Genomic DNA, 17,353 nt, shown 5'->3' on the forward strand with positions numbered 1-17,353 from the left:
CATCAGTGACACCACTGAGATAATTTACGATCGAGGGATCAAGATGCCAATCACAAAGTCTTCACTCACAATCGCCTGTATTAGCGCACTATTCAGTTTACACGGGGCAGCACAAGACCTCGGTACACTACAAGGTTTGTTAACGGACACGAGTCAAACCAGCTACTTCGCGGGCGCAGAGATTAGTCTAAAAGAACTGGGAATGAGTACGGTATCACGTCGCGATGGTTCATTTCGGTTCGGTAATTTACCCCAAGGGAAATATACCATTGTAATCAAGTATTTGGGTGCAGACACCATCGAAGTCCCCATCGAAATTGAAGCCGGCGAAACCTTAGCGCAAGATTTTGTGTTAGTCAGTGATAGACCAGATATTGAAAGCATTATTGTTTATGGTCAGCGGGCAGGGCAAGCCAGTGCATTAAACCAGCAACGAAGTGCTGACAGTATTAAATCTATTGTGTCAGCAGATGCGATTGGTCAGTTTCCTGATCAGAATGCGGCGGAAGCCCTGCAACGTTTACCTGGTTTATTTATTGAACGAGATCAAGGTGAAGGGCGTTTTGTTGGTATACGAGGTATTGATCCGAATTTAAATAACGTGACCATAAATGGCTTAAATGTCCCTTCCCCTGAAGGAGGTGTGCGTTCAGTGGCGCTGGATGTTATCCCTTCTGAGTTGATTCAAACCCTTGAGGTGTCAAAATCCGTCACTTCAGACATGGACGGTGATGCGATTGGTGGCTCAGTTGAAGTGAAAAGCCTCAGTGCATTTGACAAAAAAGGCGCGAGTGCCAGCCTGACGGTTCAAGCCAGTAAAAATGATTTACGAGATGAAGTCAGCCCTAAGCTTTCAGGTAGTGTAACCAAGGTTTTTAACGACACATTTGGCGTGGCGGCTGCCATTTCTTATTTCGACCGTGATTTTGGCTCTGACAACATAGAGTCAAACGGTGATGATGAAATAGAGCAGCGTCATTACAGCATTAACCGTGAACGCTTGGGGGCTGCGGTGAACTTTGATTACCGGCCGAATTTTAACAATCAATACTACTTACGAACATTATACAGTCGCTTTACTGATGATGAATACCGCATGGCTAATACGTTTACCTTTGATGGTGATGATTCTGACATTGAGCGCGGCAGTAAAGACCGTTTTGAAGAACAAAGTATTTTGTCCCTCACTGCCGGTGCTGAGCACCAGGTAAATGACTGGTTAATTGAATACCAGTTGGGTTACTCAAAAGCCAAAGAAGATGAGCCACGTTCCTTATATTACACCTTCGTGGGCGAAGGCATGGCTATCTCACCTGATATGCAAGGACCCATTCCGAGCATCACCCAAGATGCAGCTGCGATGAATTTAAGCAATTACGAGTTGGATGAAATAGAGCTAAGCAAAAACGACGCCCAAGATAGCGAAAGCAGTTTCAAAATTGATTTCACGCGCATGTTAGAAGTGCAAGGGCACAGCGCTGAGATTAAATTTGGTGGTAAATACCGCGACCGTGAAAAAACCAATCAGGCGAACGTCTCTCTTTATGATGGGGATTTCGACGAGTTTGACCCAAGTCAGTTTGCGGCTGCAACCCCTGATTGGGGATTGGGCGATTTTGGTCCTGGGTTAAACAAGGCCAACTTGCGCGACTTTTTTAACCAGCAACAAAGCGTGCTTGAGCAAATGGAACTTGACTCAGAACTTGAGTCAAACGGTGCGACATACAGTAACGAAGAAGACATTTTAGCTTTGTATTTAATGGGAAAAATAGACATTGAAGACCTGCGTATCGTGGCGGGATTTCGTTATGAAAAAACCGAGTTTAGTACCTCTGGTATGCGTGTAGAGTTGATTGAAAACGAGCAAATCGATGTAGAAGAAGTCGTCAATACACTTTGGGAGAGTCAGCGCAGCTACGATTATTTACTGCCTAGTCTGAATGTGCGTTATGAATTCAGTGACAAGTTAATTGCGCGCTTTGCTTACACCCAAACTATCTCTCGGCCTAAGTTTGAAGATGTGGCGGCATTTCAAATTATTGAAAGTAAAACCGAGGAAGATGATGGTAAGTTTGTTACTGAGCGCGAAGCGCAAGTGGGCAACCCTGAATTACTACCTTATGAGTCCGATAACATTGATTTGTCTCTTGAGTATTACCCTGGAGACATAGGCGTATTGTCTGCCGGGTATTTTTATAAGCGCATCGATAACTTTGTGATCATCGCGGATGTCGCAGGCACACAAGGGTGGGAAGGTTTCGACGAAGTCACCCAAGCCATTAACGGAAATACTGCCCAAGTCAGTGGACTAGAGTTATCTTGGGTCAAGGCATTTGACAACGGCTTATTAGTCTCAGCCAACGGCACTTTTTCAGACTCAGACGCAGAGACTTTGTTAGATGGTGAGTTATATAACACCTCTTTGCCAAATCAATCAGACAAAATTGGCAACCTAACACTCGGCTACGAAAGCGAACTGTTTAGCCTGCGCTTGACCATGTCGTACAAGAGCGAAAATCTGGAAGAAATTGACGGTAATTTAATTCGCATGGAAGACAGCCATCAACAGGTAGATTTCATGGCTAAGTATTTCATCAATCAAAAGATGCATGTTTATTTTAACGCCATCAACATTAACGATGAGCCTTACTACCACTACTTTGATAAACCAAGTGTGAATGCCCAGTATGAAGAATATGGTCGCACGCTAGAGTTTGGGTTTAATTGGACGTTGTAAATGAGGGGTAGGCGTTTACCGATAAACGCCTTACTTTAATAACTGTTTTAATAAACTGCCTAATGTTAGCGGTTTTGGAGTCACTCCCTTGTTACTAAAAAAACTAAAGCTAATGCCGTACTTCCTGTTTTGCTTACTCAGCCTACCCGCAACAGCACAGATTAACCCTCAGGTATACGATGACGCGTATTATCAACAGCATCAAATCGCTAATGTAGATGAAGCCCAAGACGGTCTCAATTTTTTAGTATTGGGTGACTGGGGACGGAATGGTCATTACCAGCAGCGTCAAGTCGCGATGTGGATGGATATCGCCATGGAGCAACTCGGAGGTGACTTTATTGTCACCACAGGGGATAACTTCTATTCGAACGGTGTGGCATCGGTGAGCGACCCTTATTGGCAGAGTTCGTTTGAGCAAATATATAAAGGCCCGCACTTATTCGAAGATTGGTACGCTACACTGGGTAATCATGACTACCGAGGCAATTGGCAAGCACAAATCGATTACACTCAAGTCAGTCGTCGTTGGCAAATGCCAGCGCAATACTACGCCAAAACCTTTGAGCTAGACGACGGTGCATCGGTGCTTCTGGTATTTCTTGATACCAACCCCCTTAATCCTGACTACAAATACGAGTCTAAATATGCGGCCACTCAGCAGCAAGACGCAGCTAAACAGTTAACTTGGTTGAAGCACAAACTTGCCAGTACTCGTGCTACTTGGAAAATAGTGATCGGCCATCATCCTTTGTATTCAAGCGGCAAACGCTACGGTAAAACCGGAGGCATTCGTGATGTACTCGAGCCAATCCTTGAGGGGCATCGAGTGGATGCGTACCTTGCCGGTCACGAACACGACTTACAGCATAATCAACCTGCAGGTACCTACGTTGAACATTTTGTGTCAGGGGCTGGCTCGGAAGTACGGCCCGTTGCCCAGCGTGAATTTACCAAATTTGCTGTATCAAAAGCGGGATTTGCCAGTGTGGGCATTAATAAAGATCAGTTAACAGTCAGTTTTATAGATGCTGGTGGCCAAATGCTTTATCAATATCAAATGAATAAGGACAAGAAGTGAAAAAAATCCTTTTATGGGCAAGCTTACCTATGGTGTTAAATGCTTGCCAAATGGAGCCGAAAGCAGCGTTTGAGATCTCAGCTATTTATGCTCAATCTCACAGTGCGCAAGTTGAAACTTTTCCTTTGGATAACAATGCCGACATTGCAGGTAAGGTTGCTTTACCTGTCATGCATCAACTGCAACAGTATTGGTTGTTAACTAGCGAACAACAAGGGTTACTGCTTACCGATAAAAATGGCAAAACGTTAGCTCAATACCCTGGTAACTTTGAGTTACTTGATAGGCGGTCTGACGTGCAAATTGCAGATAACACCTGGGATGTATTGGCCACTGTAGACAATAAAAGCGGTAATGCGTTACTTATAGGCTTAGATTGGACTACCCGGCAGTTTTCATTGTTACAACGCATCTCTCATGCCTCTAGTATTGAAGCACTGTGTTTGCAAACACTCCCCCAAGGGCAAGCATTCCAGCAAAATATCGTATTGGTCATTGCAGATGAAGACGGCATGCTGACTCAACGTATTGTTATTGATGGTACTCAACATAGCGTGAGCAACGTTTTATTGCGCCAGTTTGTGGGTGTGCCACAAGTCAAAGACTGCGTAGTTGATGATGACAGCCAATCTTTGTACGTGACCGAGGCAAATATCGGTATATGGCGTTACTCTGCTGTGCCAGAAGCGGAGTTAACACGGGAACTTGTGGCCGTAACAGCTCAGCAAGGCATTTTGAGCAGCGCGTCTAACCTTGGGCTTGAGGGAGAGGTGACATCAGTTGAAATGCTAGCGGATGGCAGTTTGCTGGTGGCAACGCCTAAGCAGCGCGGTTTATGGCATATTGACTCGACTCAAACCAACCGCCCGCAACGAATAGAAATTAAAGGTGCACAAGGAATTGAAAGCGCCCACGTTATAAGCACAAAACAGGGCGTACTTGTGGGCTTATTCGATGATGAAACCGGCTTGTACCAACAGGCTGTTTTGCCTTTGACTGTCAGGCGTCAATCACCCGTTGCCAGCCACTTTAAAACGGTATTGCCTATTGCTGAAACCCAAGCGGTTGAAACATCAGGTGACGCCGCAGATGACCCTGCGATTTGGCTTAACCGCCTTCAGCCAAACAAGGCGCGCATTCTAGGCACCAATAAAAAGCGCGGTTTGAATGTGTATGATCTAAAAGGGACGTTATTGCAAAGCCTACCGGTAGGCCGAGTCAATAATGTTGATGTACGTTACGACTTTACCTTGCCAGGTAAAACATTTGATATTGCCGCCGCGAGCAATCGCAGCACCCGTAGCATTAGCTTATTCTCCATTGAGCCTCACACCGGTAAGGTGAGCTACATGCAAGATATTGCCACTGGTCTTAACGATGTCTATGGATTGTGTATGGGGCAAATTAATGGGCAATATCATGTTTTTGTCAATGACACTGACGGCCACTTTGAGCAGTATCAACTTGAGGCTGAAGGTAGCCGCATAAGCGGTAAACTTGTTAGACAGTTCAAGATAGCTAGTCAGCCAGAAGGTTGTGTGGTGGATGACGACAGTGCTCAACTGTATTTTGGTGAAGAAGCCAAAGGCATATGGCAAATAAGTGCTGCTCCAAACAAAAGTCAGCCAATCCTTATCGCTCCTTTAAACCAGCACTTTGTGGCAGATGTGGAAGGCATCGGTATTTATCACGTGGATAAAAAGCGCTATTTGATTGCTTCGAGTCAAGGCAACAACAGTTTTGCTGTATTCGCTCTAGACGATAACAATCGCTATTTAGGCAGTTTTGATATTGGCATGAACTTGGCCGCTAAGGTCGATGGCGTATCAGAAACCGATGGCCTTGAGATCATTGCTTCAGGCTTGGGTGATATCTTTCCTGAAGGGTTAATGGTTGTCCAAGACGGACGAAATATTATGCCCAGTCATAATCAAAACTTTAAGCTGGTGGATGCAACGCCGCTAGCTGAGCTCATTCGCACCTGGCGCAACGATATTCACTAACAGCAACGCTTGAAATACATGGATGAAGGGGCATAATTACCCTTTCATTCATGATAAGTGAACCCAGATGCAATATTGGTTATTTAAAACAGAGCCTGATGCCTTTAGCATTGACGATTTAGCTTCCCGAGCAAATCAAACAGAGCACTGGGACGGTATACGTAATTACCAAGCGCGTAACTTTTTACGAGACCAAGTGAAACTCGGCGATAAGGTCTTTATTTACCATTCGAGCTGTAAAGAGGTGGGTATTGCGGGGTTAGCTGAAGTGACCCAAGAAGCTTACCCTGATCACACCCAGTTCAATCCTGAAAGTCATTATTACGACCCAAAATCAACCATCGACAACCCCCGTTGGGTGATGGTTGATGTAAAGTTCATCGAAAAATTCCCTGCTATATTGCCCCTGAAAAAAATCAAAACCATGCCCGAAATAAGCGAAGTAGGTTTAGTCAAAAAAGGCCACCGCTTGTCGATCATGCCGGTGAATGAATATGAATTTTCAGCTTTACTGCAGGCAGCGAAAGCGTAGAGCATTGTGCTCAAGACGTTGTCTATCTTTAGATCGGTTAATGAATGATTCAATCACTTTTTTTCAATTCGCAATGATCATTTCAGAGTTAAGGAAAGTTTTCTGCATTCACTGGTTATTACTGTTCCTCTAGGCTTTTTTACAGCCCTAATAATTTGCTGATATGAAGGTTTTGAGCGTAAATATGATGCATAACAAAATAATATGACTAAGAATCGCTAATTCTTAGCCCTTTTAATCGCCACCACTAAGAGTATTTGGATTAATAGCGACAATACAATAATGGCACTGTGCTGATAAATGCCAGCGATGAGAAAACTTAATAGAGCAATACTGCCATTTAATAAAGCATAGGGTAGTTGAGTTCGAAAATGTTCAAATTGATTACAGTTCGAGCCGGTGGCCGATAAAATGGTCGTTTCTGAAATAGGTGAGCAGTGATCACCAAACAACCCGCCTGAAAGCACTGCGCCCATACTCACAAATAATGGTGCTTCTATTGCAAAGGATGTGGGAATAACCAAAGGTAACATGATGGCAAAGGTTCCCCATGATGACCCCGTGGCAAATGAAATTACGCCAGAGAATATAAATGCGACGGCGGGTAGTAACCAATATGGAAAGCCTCGCTGAGCTTGCTCGGCAATATATTGGGCGGTACCTAGCTCTTTTCCTAAAGAGCTTAATGTCCATGCGAGTACCAAAATAATAGCTACCTGCATCATGTTACTCATGCCATTTAAATACATAGTTACACTGCTATTTAAGCTGCGTACTTTATACCAAGCCATTAACCCCATTAGGGATACCGCGGCTAAAAAATAAGCACTGCTTAAGGCTGCGCGAAATACAGAACCAGGCACACTGTTGAAAGGAAACCCTAATGGAACTAGCATCATAGCTAATACACCAGCCATCATCGCTAAGGGTACAAAAACAAATGAAGCCCGAGCATTTGGGTGAGTGAAAGGAGCTATTGTAGATTTCTCTTGGCTCAAAGGAGTTTTTTGACTCGCTGGAACTTCTTCGTTTGATATTGCTTCTGGTGTATTAAGACAGTCTTTTTCTGCCGCAGCCATGGCCCCAAAATCGACTTTTCGCCATACCAACAAAGGTACGATAACTATGGCTAGAATGGCATAAAACTGAAAAGGTATGGTTTGAATAAAGGCACTCCAGGCAGAAATAGTTTGCTCGGCACTGTCAAATTCTTTTTGCATCAAGCCCATGATGTATATTCCCCAACCAATAAAAGGAACCAAAATGGCGACAGGAGATGCAGTGGAATCAACGATAAAAGCTAACTTTTGACGGGATATCTTTAATTTATCAAATAAGGGGCGAAAAACGGGCCCAACAATTAAAGGGGTACCAAGGTCAGAGTAAAAGATAAAAATACCACCAAGCCAGGCTGCTATTTGTGCCCTAGCTCGGGTATTTATCCATTTCATTATATTGGCTGCAAAGGCGGGGCCGCCTCCTGACTTTTCCATTAGCGCTACAAAACCGCCAATAAATACCATCAGCACAATTACTCCTGCATTGTAACTGTCGGTTATTGTGCCTACTAGATGGGTTTTAACTAATTCTGATAATACAGCAAGGGGATTAAACCCGGTCAGCATGACGATGGCACTTACGACCCCTGCAAATAAACCAATAACTACATTTCGGGTGTATAGGGAAAAAATAAGCGTCAAAACAATGGGTAAAACAGAGCTGATATCAGGGGAGGTCAAAAGGGGTGTTCCTTGCTTAAGGGGATAAATAATTTGCTGTGACTATGATTCAATCAAATCAACGCCCTACTCATAGTAAGCCCATAAGTAGATGTTTAAATTAAATTTTTCTTTTCATCGCCGAAGATGTAAGCGGCAAAGATCTATAATCAATCGTTGTGTTAAGCAAGCAGTGCACCACTATTAAAGGATAGCAGTGGGTATAAGGGCTATATGCTATGAAACGATGGGTCTATTGCTGTGTACGCGGGTTAGCGCTAAGTCAGTTTTTTAATGATGAGCACTGCTTAGCTTAGCGATTTCTTTATTGAAGCACTTTTATGGTGAAAGGTTTTTTATTTCAGTGTTTTATAGTGCAACTCATCCAAAATGAAAGCCAATCTATTTATGAAATATCCCGCAACTGATTATCCTTAATAAACATATCAATATTCTGCTCTAGAATGGATAAGGGCACTGAGCCGTAGGCAAGCACGGCATCGTGAAAGGCGCGCACATCAAAGTTATCCCCTAAGGTTTTTTCGGCTCTTGCGCGTAAGCGTTTAATGGTTAATTCCCCAATCTTGTACGACAAGGCTTGGGCTGGCCATGAAATGTAGCGGTCTACTTCTGTGGTAACGTTATGCTCAGACAATGCAGTGTTCTCTAGCATGTAATCAATAGCTTGCTGGCGAGACCAGCCTTGCATATGCATGCCCGTATCTACCACCAAGCGACACGCACGCCACATTTCGTAGCTTAATCGGCCAAACTCTTCATAAGGCGTGGTATATATTCCTACCTCTTTACCTAAATATTCAGAATACAAACCCCAACCCTCACCGAATGCAGATATATAGGTATAACGACGCACGGGGGGTAAGTCTTGCATTTCACTCGCCAGAGATATTTGTAAGTGATGACCCGGCACTGCTTCATGTAAAGTCAAAGCGGGTAGGGCATACAAAGGGCGTTTATCTAAGGCGTAGGTGTTAACCCAATAATAACCCGGCTGGTCGTCTCTTGTCGGGGCGATATAACGACCTGTGGTGTATTTAGGGGCGATGTTATCGGGTACCGGCGCCACGCCGTAGGGAATGCGTGGCAGAGTATAAAACAACTGCGGCAGTGTGGCATCGATACGCTTGGCTATATAGGAGGCGCGCATTAATAATTCGTCAGCGCTGGTCGTGTAAAATTCAGGGGAGGAACGTAAATGCTGAATAAATTGGTTAATGTCACCATCGAAATTAAGGGTATTGAGTACGCTTTGCATTTCGTTGCGAATACGCTTTACCTCTGACAAACCAGTTTGATGGATGTCGGCTACATTCAAGGTGGTGCTGGTGTAATAGTTGCTGCGATTTTGATAAAATTCGGCACCGTTTTGCCAAGTGCTAGCTGCAATATTTTGTTTTGCACTAGGAATATATTCGTCGACTAAAAAATCATAAAACTCTTGATAGGCAGGCAGTACACTTTGATTAACCGTAGTTTCACCTTGAGTATAAAGGTTGGCTTGAATCGCTGGGCTAAAGCCTGAATCAGCAAGGCGCTTAAAGGGGGTAAAAAACTGACTGTCATGTACCTCCGCAGTAACAAATTTTTGAATACTTTCTGCAAATCCATTTAGCACAGCTTTGGGCTGTACTCGTCCGGTTTCTATGCCTTTTTTCATCCATGCTATTTGCTGCTTAAAATAACGTGGGAATTGCCCTAAGCGGGCTAAATAATGATGATAATCTTGTTCCGTTTTAAACGGTGCTGATGCAGGTAAAAAAGCCAGTGCACTGTAAAAGCCTGACTCTGATGTAATGGGCATGTAGTGTGCGTTAAAACGGTACAAATCAATATCATTTTGCAGTTCACGCAATTGCATCAATTTACTGATTTTCTGCTGGTGGTTTAGGGCGTTGTCGTCTACTGCTTGCAAGCGCTTTAAAAACTGCTGATTACGCTGATAATTTGCTTCTAATGCCTCAGGGGAAAGATCTTTGAGTTTATCGTTATAACGATTGTCTTGATAGCGAGTGGCTTTTATGGGATCGACTGATAATTCGTACTGCCAAATTTGCTCAAGTAAAGCGCTTAATTTACGAGATTGTGACGGCTCACTCGCGCCTAGCGCTTGAAAACATAGGCTAAAAAGTACCGTACTTAGTAATAAACCGCGTTTGAACATAGTGATTCCTTATTATGCATTTGGCTAACGTACTCAGTCGTTACATTCGTTATCTATTTAGTGCCAAGTCGTTTATTTTTTCGGGGTATAAATTGGGCTTGGGAAAGCGGTTACTTTATCAGATAACTCGCTGATTTTAGCTGTGCCTTGTTTTTTTACTTCATCGATACGCAAAACATTGTGCATAGGAATGTAAGTGGTGGTGACATCGGCAAACTCATTTTTGAGTTTTTCGTGGCTTGGGTCAACGACGACGCTGGTATGGTTGTCCCAAACAAAATCTCCAATCTCGATAAAACCAAATAGGCTGCCTTGACAAAGTTCGCGCACATACAGCTCGTAGCGCACGCCATTAGCGATAAATTGAATTCTAAACAATGAGGTGTTATTCGACATAATGCTTTTACATAAGGTGTGGAAAATGAAAGTGCTGCAGTCTAACCAGTCCTATGCGTATCGCCAAGCCCTATCGGTCGAACCAAACATAAACCTGATAGCCAGTATTGCACGTTGCACTTAAGTTTTGCCGTTAAGCGATCCGATATAATCTGCCACTGAGCGCAGGGGGTTTTGCTTGCTGCTAGTGATATCGTACAATTTTGCTAACAGCAGGGTCAGCGTTAATTTACCCTGTAAACTTGCGAACGCCCACAGGGCTGGTCAATCTATTGACAAAATAATATAAATACACCGATAGAAAGGAATAAAAATGCGCCAAATCATGTATTTAGGGATGCTTTCAGCAGGGCTATTGCTCGCTGGTTGTCAATCTTCACATCAAAATGCAATGCCGGAAACCGCCGCGTCAGCACAAAACGTAAAAGCGGATGCAGGGCGAATCAAATCTCACTTACGTTTTTTATCTGATGACTTATTGGAAGGTCGTGACACCGGCGCCCGTGGTCATGAAATTGCGTCTTTGTATATCGCTACAGAACTAGAAGGTTACGGCCTTAAGCCCGGGGGAGACAACGGCAGTTTTTTGCAACGCGCCCAGTTTCGCCAAGCATCACTCGAGCAATCTTCACCGTCTCTGGTGCTTGAAACAGCTAAAGGTAAAGTAGATTTAGCGTATCCCAAGCAATACATCACCAGTGCCAGTCCCGTCAGTGAGCTTGCGAGCGTCAAAGGCCAACTGGTTTTTGCTGGTTACGGTATTGTTGCACCTGAACTAGAACATGATGATTACGCTGATTTAGACGTTAAAGGTAAAGTCGTGGTTGTTTTATCTGGTAAGCCAGCCTCTTTCCCTAGCGAAGAAGGTGCGCATTTTGGCTCAACCAATGAAAAGAAACGTCATGCGGCAGAGCACGGTGCCATTGGTTATATAACCATTACAACCCCTACGGCTGAAAAAGTACGCCCATATCAGAATTTATTGAATTACATTCATACTCCCACGGTGCGCTGGCTAGATAAAAGTGGTCAACCCGCAAATGTGTACCCCGCCCTTAAAAACAGCGCGTATTTGAGTCAAGAAGCCGCTGAAATTTTGTTCGCCAATGCAGATATGAATTTAGAGCAGGTGTATCAATTACTCGAAGAAGACCAATCTCCAAAAGGTTTTGCTTTACCTGTTAGCATCGATTTTAGTAAACGTAGTGAGCACAAAACGATTAGTAGTCCCAATGTGGTCGCCATATTGGAAGGTTCAGACCCAGAACTGAAAAATGAATATATTGTTTACTCAGCTCACTCTGATCATATCGGTATCGCCAAAACCGTTAAGAAAGACAAAATCAACAATGGTGCGATGGATAATGCATCGGGTACTTCGGTGTTACTTGAAACCGCGCGTTTATTTAGTCAAATGCCACAGCGCCCTAAGCGCTCCATTTTATTTGTGGCGGTAACCGGTGAAGAGAAAGGCTTGTTAGGCTCTGATTATTTTGCCCAAAACCCGACTGTGCCAAAAGAGGCCTTGATCGCCAACGTCAATCTAGACATGCCGATTTTGACTTACGAATTTAACGATGTGATTGCCTTTGGCGCGGATCACAGTGATTTGAAAGAGTCGGTTAGCCTGGCGGCACAAAAGGTTGGGTTAACGCTTAGCCCTGACCCTTGGCCAGACCAAGCCTTATTTACGCGTTCTGATCATTACAGCTTCGTGAAACAAGGCATACCGTCTGTCTTTTTAGTGCCAGGCTTACAATCGGCTGATCCTGCGGTTGATGGCAGTAAAAAGTTTGGCGAGTTTCTGGCCACTAATTATCACAAACCCGGTGATGATTTTAATCAGCCATTTAATTGGAAGGCAGCCACTAAATTTGCTGAAGTGAATTACTACATCGGTCTCACCTTAGCTAATCAAGCTGAGCGTTCAAGTTGGAACGAAGGCGACTTTTTTGGTGATACATTCTCCAAGTAAATGAGTGGCAAGGCGAACAATTGCCTAATCAGTTAATAGATGAGAGGGCGCAAGGACAAACCTTGTGCTCATTTTATTTTGTGTGGTCATTCATATGCCTGCTGACAGGCCTGAAGCCGACTTCACCGGACACGCAAATACATAATAAAAATATCAGGGAGCCAATATGAAACTATCAATAATTGCCCTTTCGCTTGCTGCAGCAACAGTGACTTTTTCGTCGTTGAATGTGCAAGCCCAAGCAAATCAAAATAAAATAGCAAATATACAGACGGCACAAGCACTGCAAACAGAATCAGAACGTTTAGCCGCATTTTTTGCCGATAACTTCGAACAACGCTTGCACCGCTCGCCATTATTTCAAAGCTATTTGGGATACAAATGGGATTACGATAAGTGGGATAACATCAGTGAAAGCTTTGCCCAGCAAAGCCAAGCCTTAGCTGAGGCTCAGTTAAGTGCTTTGAACGGTTTTGATGAAAGCAAGTTAAGCCAAGCAGAGAAGGTTAGCTTAGCGCTTAATAAAGTGTCGCTGGAGCGCCAGTTAGCGAATGACAAATTTCGCCATCATACCTACATCATGGATCAATTCAGTGCTTATCACACTATGGTGCCTAGCTTTTTAATTAACGTACATCGCGTTGACAACATAGAAGATGCGCAGGCTTATATTAGCCGCTTAAAAGGCGTAGATAACTTATTTGCGCAAGTGATTGAGCAGCTACGTATCAGGCAAGAGATGGGTGTATTTCCGCCGAAATGGTCATATGATCAAATGTTACAAGCATCAAAAAATGTGATTTCAGGTGCGCCTTTTGAGCAAAGCGATGATGTATCCAGTATTTGGCAAGATTTTCAAGACAAGGTCGCCAAGCTAGATATATCCGTCAGTGAGCGAAAGTCTTTACTTGATGATGCCAAAACAGCGTTACTACAGTCTGTAAAACCAGCTTACCAAGCGTTAATTAGCGAACTGGCCGTACAACGTGATTTAACACCTAAAGGGGATGGTGTGTGGCGGCTACCCGATGGTGAAAAGTGGTATGAGAACCGTCTTGCATGGTTTACCACTACCGATTTAACGGCTGATCAGGTGCATAATATCGGTTTACAGAATGTTGAGCGCATTCATCAAGCCATGCGTAGCATCATGAAAAAGGTCGAATTCAAAGGCAGCCTGCAAGACTTCTTTGAATTTATGCGCACAGACAAACAGTTTTATTACGCCAATACTGACGACGGGCGTGAAGCGTACTTAGTTGAAGCCAAGGCGCTTATCGATACTATGCGTGAGAAGCTGCCCGATTATTTTAGTTTGATCCCCCAGGCAGAAATGATGGTTAAGCGAGTAGAGCCGTTTCGTGAAAAATCAGCCGGTAAGGCCTTCTATCAAAGCCCTGCCAAAGATGGATCTCGCCCAGGTATTTACTACGCTAATTTATACGATATGAACGATATGCCGACTTACCAAATGGAAGCTTTAGCCTACCATGAAGGCATTCCTGGTCATCATATGCAGCGCGCTATAGCGCAAGAGCTCGAGGGCATTCCGGAGTTTCAGAAATACAGTTCATTCACTGCTTACACTGAAGGCTGGGGCCTATACACAGAAGAACTGGCGAAAGACATGGGGTTTTATCAAGACCCTTATTCTGATTTTGGCCGCTTGGCAATGGAGTTATGGCGTGCTTGTCGATTAGTTGTCGATACGGGGATCCACAGTAAAAAGTGGAGTCGTGAACAAGCAATTAACTATTTAATTGAGAATACCCCTAACCCCAAAAATGATTCGGTAAAAGCGATTGAGCGCTATATTGCGATGCCGGGACAGGCAACAGCCTATATGATCGGTAAACTTAAAATCATGGAGTTACGTGAATGGGCGCGTGATGAGCTAGGCGAGCAATTTGATATTCGTGGCTTTCATGCCCAAGTATTAAAAGATGGGCCAGTGCCACTGAATATTCTCGAGCAAAAAGTAAAAGCTTGGGTAGTCAGTGAGAAAAAGGCGCTCTAATAAGCCGTATTAATTCTCAATTATTAGCTAATAAAAAGCCAGCTTAGGTAACTAAACTGGCTTTTTTGATTGTGATACCAACTATTAAATTAATTCAAAAAGAACTGAGTGCTAATAAACTGCCATTGCTCGTTAAAGCCCTCGGTAGGACGACGCGTAAACTTACTGCGAATAAACTGGTTAATGCGACCATCCGCGTAGCAGATAAGGAAGTTGGCGATAATCGCTTCATCTGCTGGTAAGGTTTTACCTTCTCGTAACTTTCGTTCTCTAAGAACTTGTTTTAACTGAGTTTCTAAGCGTTCAAATAGTTGGGTTATGCGGTCACGCAGTCTGTCTTGTTCGCCCATTAATGCGTCACCGTTTAAGATGCGCGTTATGCCTGGGTTTTTCTCGGCAAATCCTAGTATTAAACGCAGAATTAACTGGCAACGGGTCTCAGAGTCTTTTTCTTCGTTTATGATTTTGTTGATACGCGAAAAGAGTGTTTCTTCGATAAACTCGATTAATCCTTCGAACATCCGTGCTTTACTGGGAAAGTGGCGATACAGCGCAGCCTCTGATACACCCACGTGTGCAGCCAGTTTAGCCGTAGTGATACGTTGGCCTGGATTGGTTTGTAACATACTGGCGAGTGCTTGTAATATTTGTGCGCGGCGATTTATTTTTTTTGCTATTGCCATTTTCTATCCTAAAGTGACCTCTGTGTTCTTCGTTACCTAAAGAGCATGTCCTTGGTTTATTTACGTCGTTTTCTGTACATAACGTTGTGCAACAAGTGTCATTAGCGTTAACGCTAACTGACTCTTATCGGCCACGCCGAGATTTTTTTCACCATTATTCCAATAAACATTAAGCGCGTTTTGTTCGCTGTTAAAACCTAAACCTGCTTGGGACACATCGTTTGCAGCGATCATGTCAAGCTTCTTACGTTTGAGTTTATCTTGAGCGTAATGGGCGACGTCTTGCGTTTCAGCGGCAAAACCGACCGTGAAAGGAGGCTGAGCTAAATGTGCAACATCACTAAGAATATCAGGGTTTCTAGTAAAAGTAAGTGTTAACTCCGAATCGGACTTCTTAATTTTCTGTTGTGTTTTCTGTTGTGGTTTGTAATCAGCAACAGCTGCGCAACCTATAAAAATGTCGCAATCCGGCACCACTTTCATCACAGCTTTATGCATTTGTTCGGCACTAACCACGTCTATTACTTCAACGCCTGTTGGGCGAAGTAAATTAACCGGTCCAGATATTAAGGTAACCTTAGCACCAAGAGCTAATCCGGCTTGCGCTAGTGCGTAGCCCATTTTCCCTGAACTGTGATTACTGATAAAGCGTACGGGATCTATTTCTTCCCGGGTTGGCCCTGCTGTAATCACAATATGCCTGTTGGCTAAAATGGGATCCATTGGACTTTGGGCTAACATGTTAGCAATGTCGACAGGTTCTAACATACGACCTAAACCCACATCACCGCACGCTTGCTCACCGGGAGCTGGGCCCAAAACCTTGACACCCCTTTGTACAAGCACGTTTAAGTTAGCTTGCGTAGCTGGAGCGTGCCACATCTGTTGATTCATTGCTGGCGCGATATATAACGGTGCGCTGGTGGCTAGGCAAAGCGTAGAGAGTAAATCGTCAGCTAGGCCGTGTGCTAACTTAGCCATAAAATTCGCTGTAGCTGGCGCTATAAGCACTTTGTCAGCCCATTTAGCCAATTCAATATGGCCCATGGCTGCTTCTGCATTTCGATCGAGCAGGTTATCACCGACTGGATTCCCTGAGACCGCTTGCAGCGCTAAGGGGCTTACAAACTCGCTTGCTGAAGTGCTCATTACACAACGTACTTGTGCCCCAAGAGCCGTTAATTTCCTGACTAAATCTGGGGTTTTATAAGCCGCTATACCGCCTGTTATGCCGAGAAGAATCTTTTGCTGAGTTAATTGCATAGGGATCATTTTGCTGTCTTAGGTATTTTATGTGGTCATTATTGGCTGGAATAGACCGCTTTTGCTAGGCTTAATTTTCAATTGTTTTCGATTTTGTGTCCCTCGTAGACACAAAAAAGAAACTCGAGAATAGTCAGGGACGTATGAAAATAACCGATTGGCCAAGCCATGAAAGACCAAGAGAAAAACTATTAGCACAAGGGCCTACAGCTTTATCCGATGCAGAACTATTGGCTATATTTTTACGAACGGGTACCAAAGGGCTTAGCGCTGTTGATCTTGCTCGTAACTTACTTAATACCTTTGGTTCGCTGCGCGGATTGATTGGTGCAAGTCAGCAAGACTTTTGTCTTGCTAAAGGCTTAGGGCAAGCAAAATTTGTTCAATTACAAGCATCAATAGAGCTAAGCCAGCGTTTTTTCACTGAGCAGTTGCAACGCGAAACCGTATTTAATAGCGCCCAACAAACAAAACATTTTTTAATAGCCCAGCTACGAGATGAACCGAACGAAGTGTTTGGCATGTTATTACTTGATAGCCAGCATCAGTTAATTAAATTCCGCAAGATGTTCTTCGGATAGTACCCTTCTCTCAATGTAATATTTGTAATAACTATCGTGGGACTTAGTTGTCTTAGGGTATAAAAAATGTAATATTTAATTTCACGATTTGCTTAATAGCACCGGATAATAGCTACTATATAACTGGTAAAAAATAGGTAAAGCGAAGAGTAACTCGTGACGAATTATGTCTTAAAATTAGAAAA

The 17,353-nt window shown here is 43.7% G+C and carries 11 protein-coding genes and 1 pseudogene; 7 read left to right on the forward strand and 5 right to left on the reverse strand.

Annotated elements, in window-relative coordinates; translation table 11 throughout:
- The first annotated feature begins 43 nt into the window (after positions 1-43).
- From GQR89_RS00245 to GQR89_RS00260, 4 genes are all read left to right on the forward strand, one after another.
- Positions 44-2,737, forward strand: a complete 2,694-nt coding sequence (locus GQR89_RS00245) for a TonB-dependent receptor (protein WP_158768200.1) — start codon at positions 44-46, stop codon at positions 2,735-2,737.
- Positions 2,738-2,849: 112 nt separating this feature from the next.
- The gene (locus tag GQR89_RS00250) at positions 2,850-3,818 is read left to right on the forward strand and encodes a tartrate-resistant acid phosphatase type 5 family protein (RefSeq protein WP_158772076.1); all 969 of its coding nucleotides are present in this window, start codon (positions 2,850-2,852) and stop codon (positions 3,816-3,818) included.
- The gene (locus GQR89_RS00255; RefSeq protein ID WP_233269038.1) at positions 3,815-5,821 is read left to right on the forward strand and encodes a phytase; all 2,007 of its coding nucleotides are present in this window, start codon (positions 3,815-3,817) and stop codon (positions 5,819-5,821) included. Before GQR89_RS00250 ends, GQR89_RS00255 begins: the two co-directional genes overlap by 4 nt.
- Before the next feature lie 67 nt (positions 5,822-5,888).
- Entirely contained in the window at positions 5,889-6,353 is a 465-nt protein-coding gene (locus tag GQR89_RS00260) for an EVE domain-containing protein (RefSeq protein ID WP_158768201.1), read from the forward strand.
- A gap of 218 nt (positions 6,354-6,571) precedes the next feature.
- On the opposite strand, the gene GQR89_RS00265 is transcribed toward GQR89_RS00260, so the two are convergent.
- The 3 genes from GQR89_RS00265 to GQR89_RS00275 all read right to left on the reverse strand — a co-directional run bounded on the left by GQR89_RS00265 (position 6,572) and on the right by GQR89_RS00275 (position 10,649).
- Positions 6,572-8,092 carry a Na+/H+ antiporter NhaC family protein gene (locus tag GQR89_RS00265; RefSeq protein WP_158768202.1) on the reverse strand — a complete coding sequence of 507 codons (1,521 nt, stop codon included), beginning with the start codon at positions 8,090-8,092 and terminating at the stop codon, positions 6,572-6,574.
- A gap of 385 nt (positions 8,093-8,477) precedes the next feature.
- Positions 8,478-10,253 carry a DUF885 family protein gene (locus GQR89_RS00270; protein ID WP_158768203.1) on the reverse strand — a complete coding sequence of 592 codons (1,776 nt, stop codon included), beginning with the start codon at positions 10,251-10,253 and terminating at the stop codon, positions 8,478-8,480.
- 72 nt (positions 10,254-10,325) lie between these two features.
- Complete coding sequence (locus GQR89_RS00275) at positions 10,326-10,649, reverse strand: DUF1820 family protein (RefSeq protein WP_158768204.1); 324 nt, start codon at positions 10,647-10,649, stop codon at positions 10,326-10,328.
- A 313-nt stretch (positions 10,650-10,962) separates the two neighbouring features.
- On the opposite strand from GQR89_RS00275, the gene GQR89_RS00280 reads away from it, so the two are divergent.
- Together GQR89_RS00280 and GQR89_RS00285 are read left to right on the forward strand one after the other, a co-directional pair.
- Entirely contained in the window at positions 10,963-12,624 is a 1,662-nt protein-coding gene (locus tag GQR89_RS00280) for a M28 family metallopeptidase (protein ID WP_158768205.1), read from the forward strand.
- A 166-nt stretch (positions 12,625-12,790) separates the two neighbouring features.
- Positions 12,791-14,641 carry a DUF885 family protein gene (locus GQR89_RS00285; RefSeq protein ID WP_158768206.1) on the forward strand — a complete coding sequence of 617 codons (1,851 nt, stop codon included), beginning with the start codon at positions 12,791-12,793 and terminating at the stop codon, positions 14,639-14,641.
- Between the two features lie 89 nt (positions 14,642-14,730).
- Here the strand turns inward: GQR89_RS00285 and slmA are convergent, their stop codons facing one another.
- Positions 14,731-15,324 carry a nucleoid occlusion factor SlmA gene (slmA, locus tag GQR89_RS00290; RefSeq protein ID WP_158768207.1) on the reverse strand — a complete coding sequence of 198 codons (594 nt, stop codon included), beginning with the start codon at positions 15,322-15,324 and terminating at the stop codon, positions 14,731-14,733.
- A 60-nt stretch (positions 15,325-15,384) separates the two neighbouring features.
- The gene (gene coaBC, locus GQR89_RS00295; RefSeq protein ID WP_158772078.1) at positions 15,385-16,587 is read right to left on the reverse strand and encodes a bifunctional phosphopantothenoylcysteine decarboxylase/phosphopantothenate--cysteine ligase CoaBC; all 1,203 of its coding nucleotides are present in this window, start codon (positions 16,585-16,587) and stop codon (positions 15,385-15,387) included.
- A gap of 143 nt (positions 16,588-16,730) precedes the next feature.
- Between coaBC and GQR89_RS00300 the strand changes: the two are divergent.
- Positions 16,731-17,165, forward strand: a pseudogene (locus tag GQR89_RS00300) (UPF0758 domain-containing protein); the annotation flags it as partial.
- Positions 17,166-17,353 lie beyond the last annotated feature (188 nt).

It is taken from the genome of Paraglaciecola sp. L1A13, from assembly GCF_009796745.1.
In the GTDB taxonomy this organism is placed as follows: Bacteria; Pseudomonadota; Gammaproteobacteria; order Enterobacterales; family Alteromonadaceae; genus Paraglaciecola.

Coding starts and splice junctions, on each gene's coding strand:
- slmA (WP_158768207.1), bottom strand. CDS start 15,324: ATGGCAATAGCAAAAAAAATAAATCGCCGCGCACAAATATTACAAGCA.
- GQR89_RS00275 (WP_158768204.1), bottom strand. CDS start 10,649: ATGTCGAATAACACCTCATTGTTTAGAATTCAATTTATCGCTAATGGC.
- GQR89_RS00280 (WP_158768205.1), top strand. CDS start 10,963: ATGCGCCAAATCATGTATTTAGGGATGCTTTCAGCAGGGCTATTGCTC.
- coaBC (WP_158772078.1), bottom strand. CDS start 16,587: ATGCAATTAACTCAGCAAAAGATTCTTCTCGGCATAACAGGCGGTATA.
- GQR89_RS00260 (WP_158768201.1), top strand. CDS start 5,889: ATGCAATATTGGTTATTTAAAACAGAGCCTGATGCCTTTAGCATTGAC.
- GQR89_RS00270 (WP_158768203.1), bottom strand. CDS start 10,253: ATGTTCAAACGCGGTTTATTACTAAGTACGGTACTTTTTAGCCTATGT.
- GQR89_RS00250 (WP_158772076.1), top strand. CDS start 2,850: ATGCCGTACTTCCTGTTTTGCTTACTCAGCCTACCCGCAACAGCACAG.
- GQR89_RS00245 (WP_158768200.1), top strand. CDS start 44: ATGCCAATCACAAAGTCTTCACTCACAATCGCCTGTATTAGCGCACTA.
- GQR89_RS00285 (WP_158768206.1), top strand. CDS start 12,791: ATGAAACTATCAATAATTGCCCTTTCGCTTGCTGCAGCAACAGTGACT.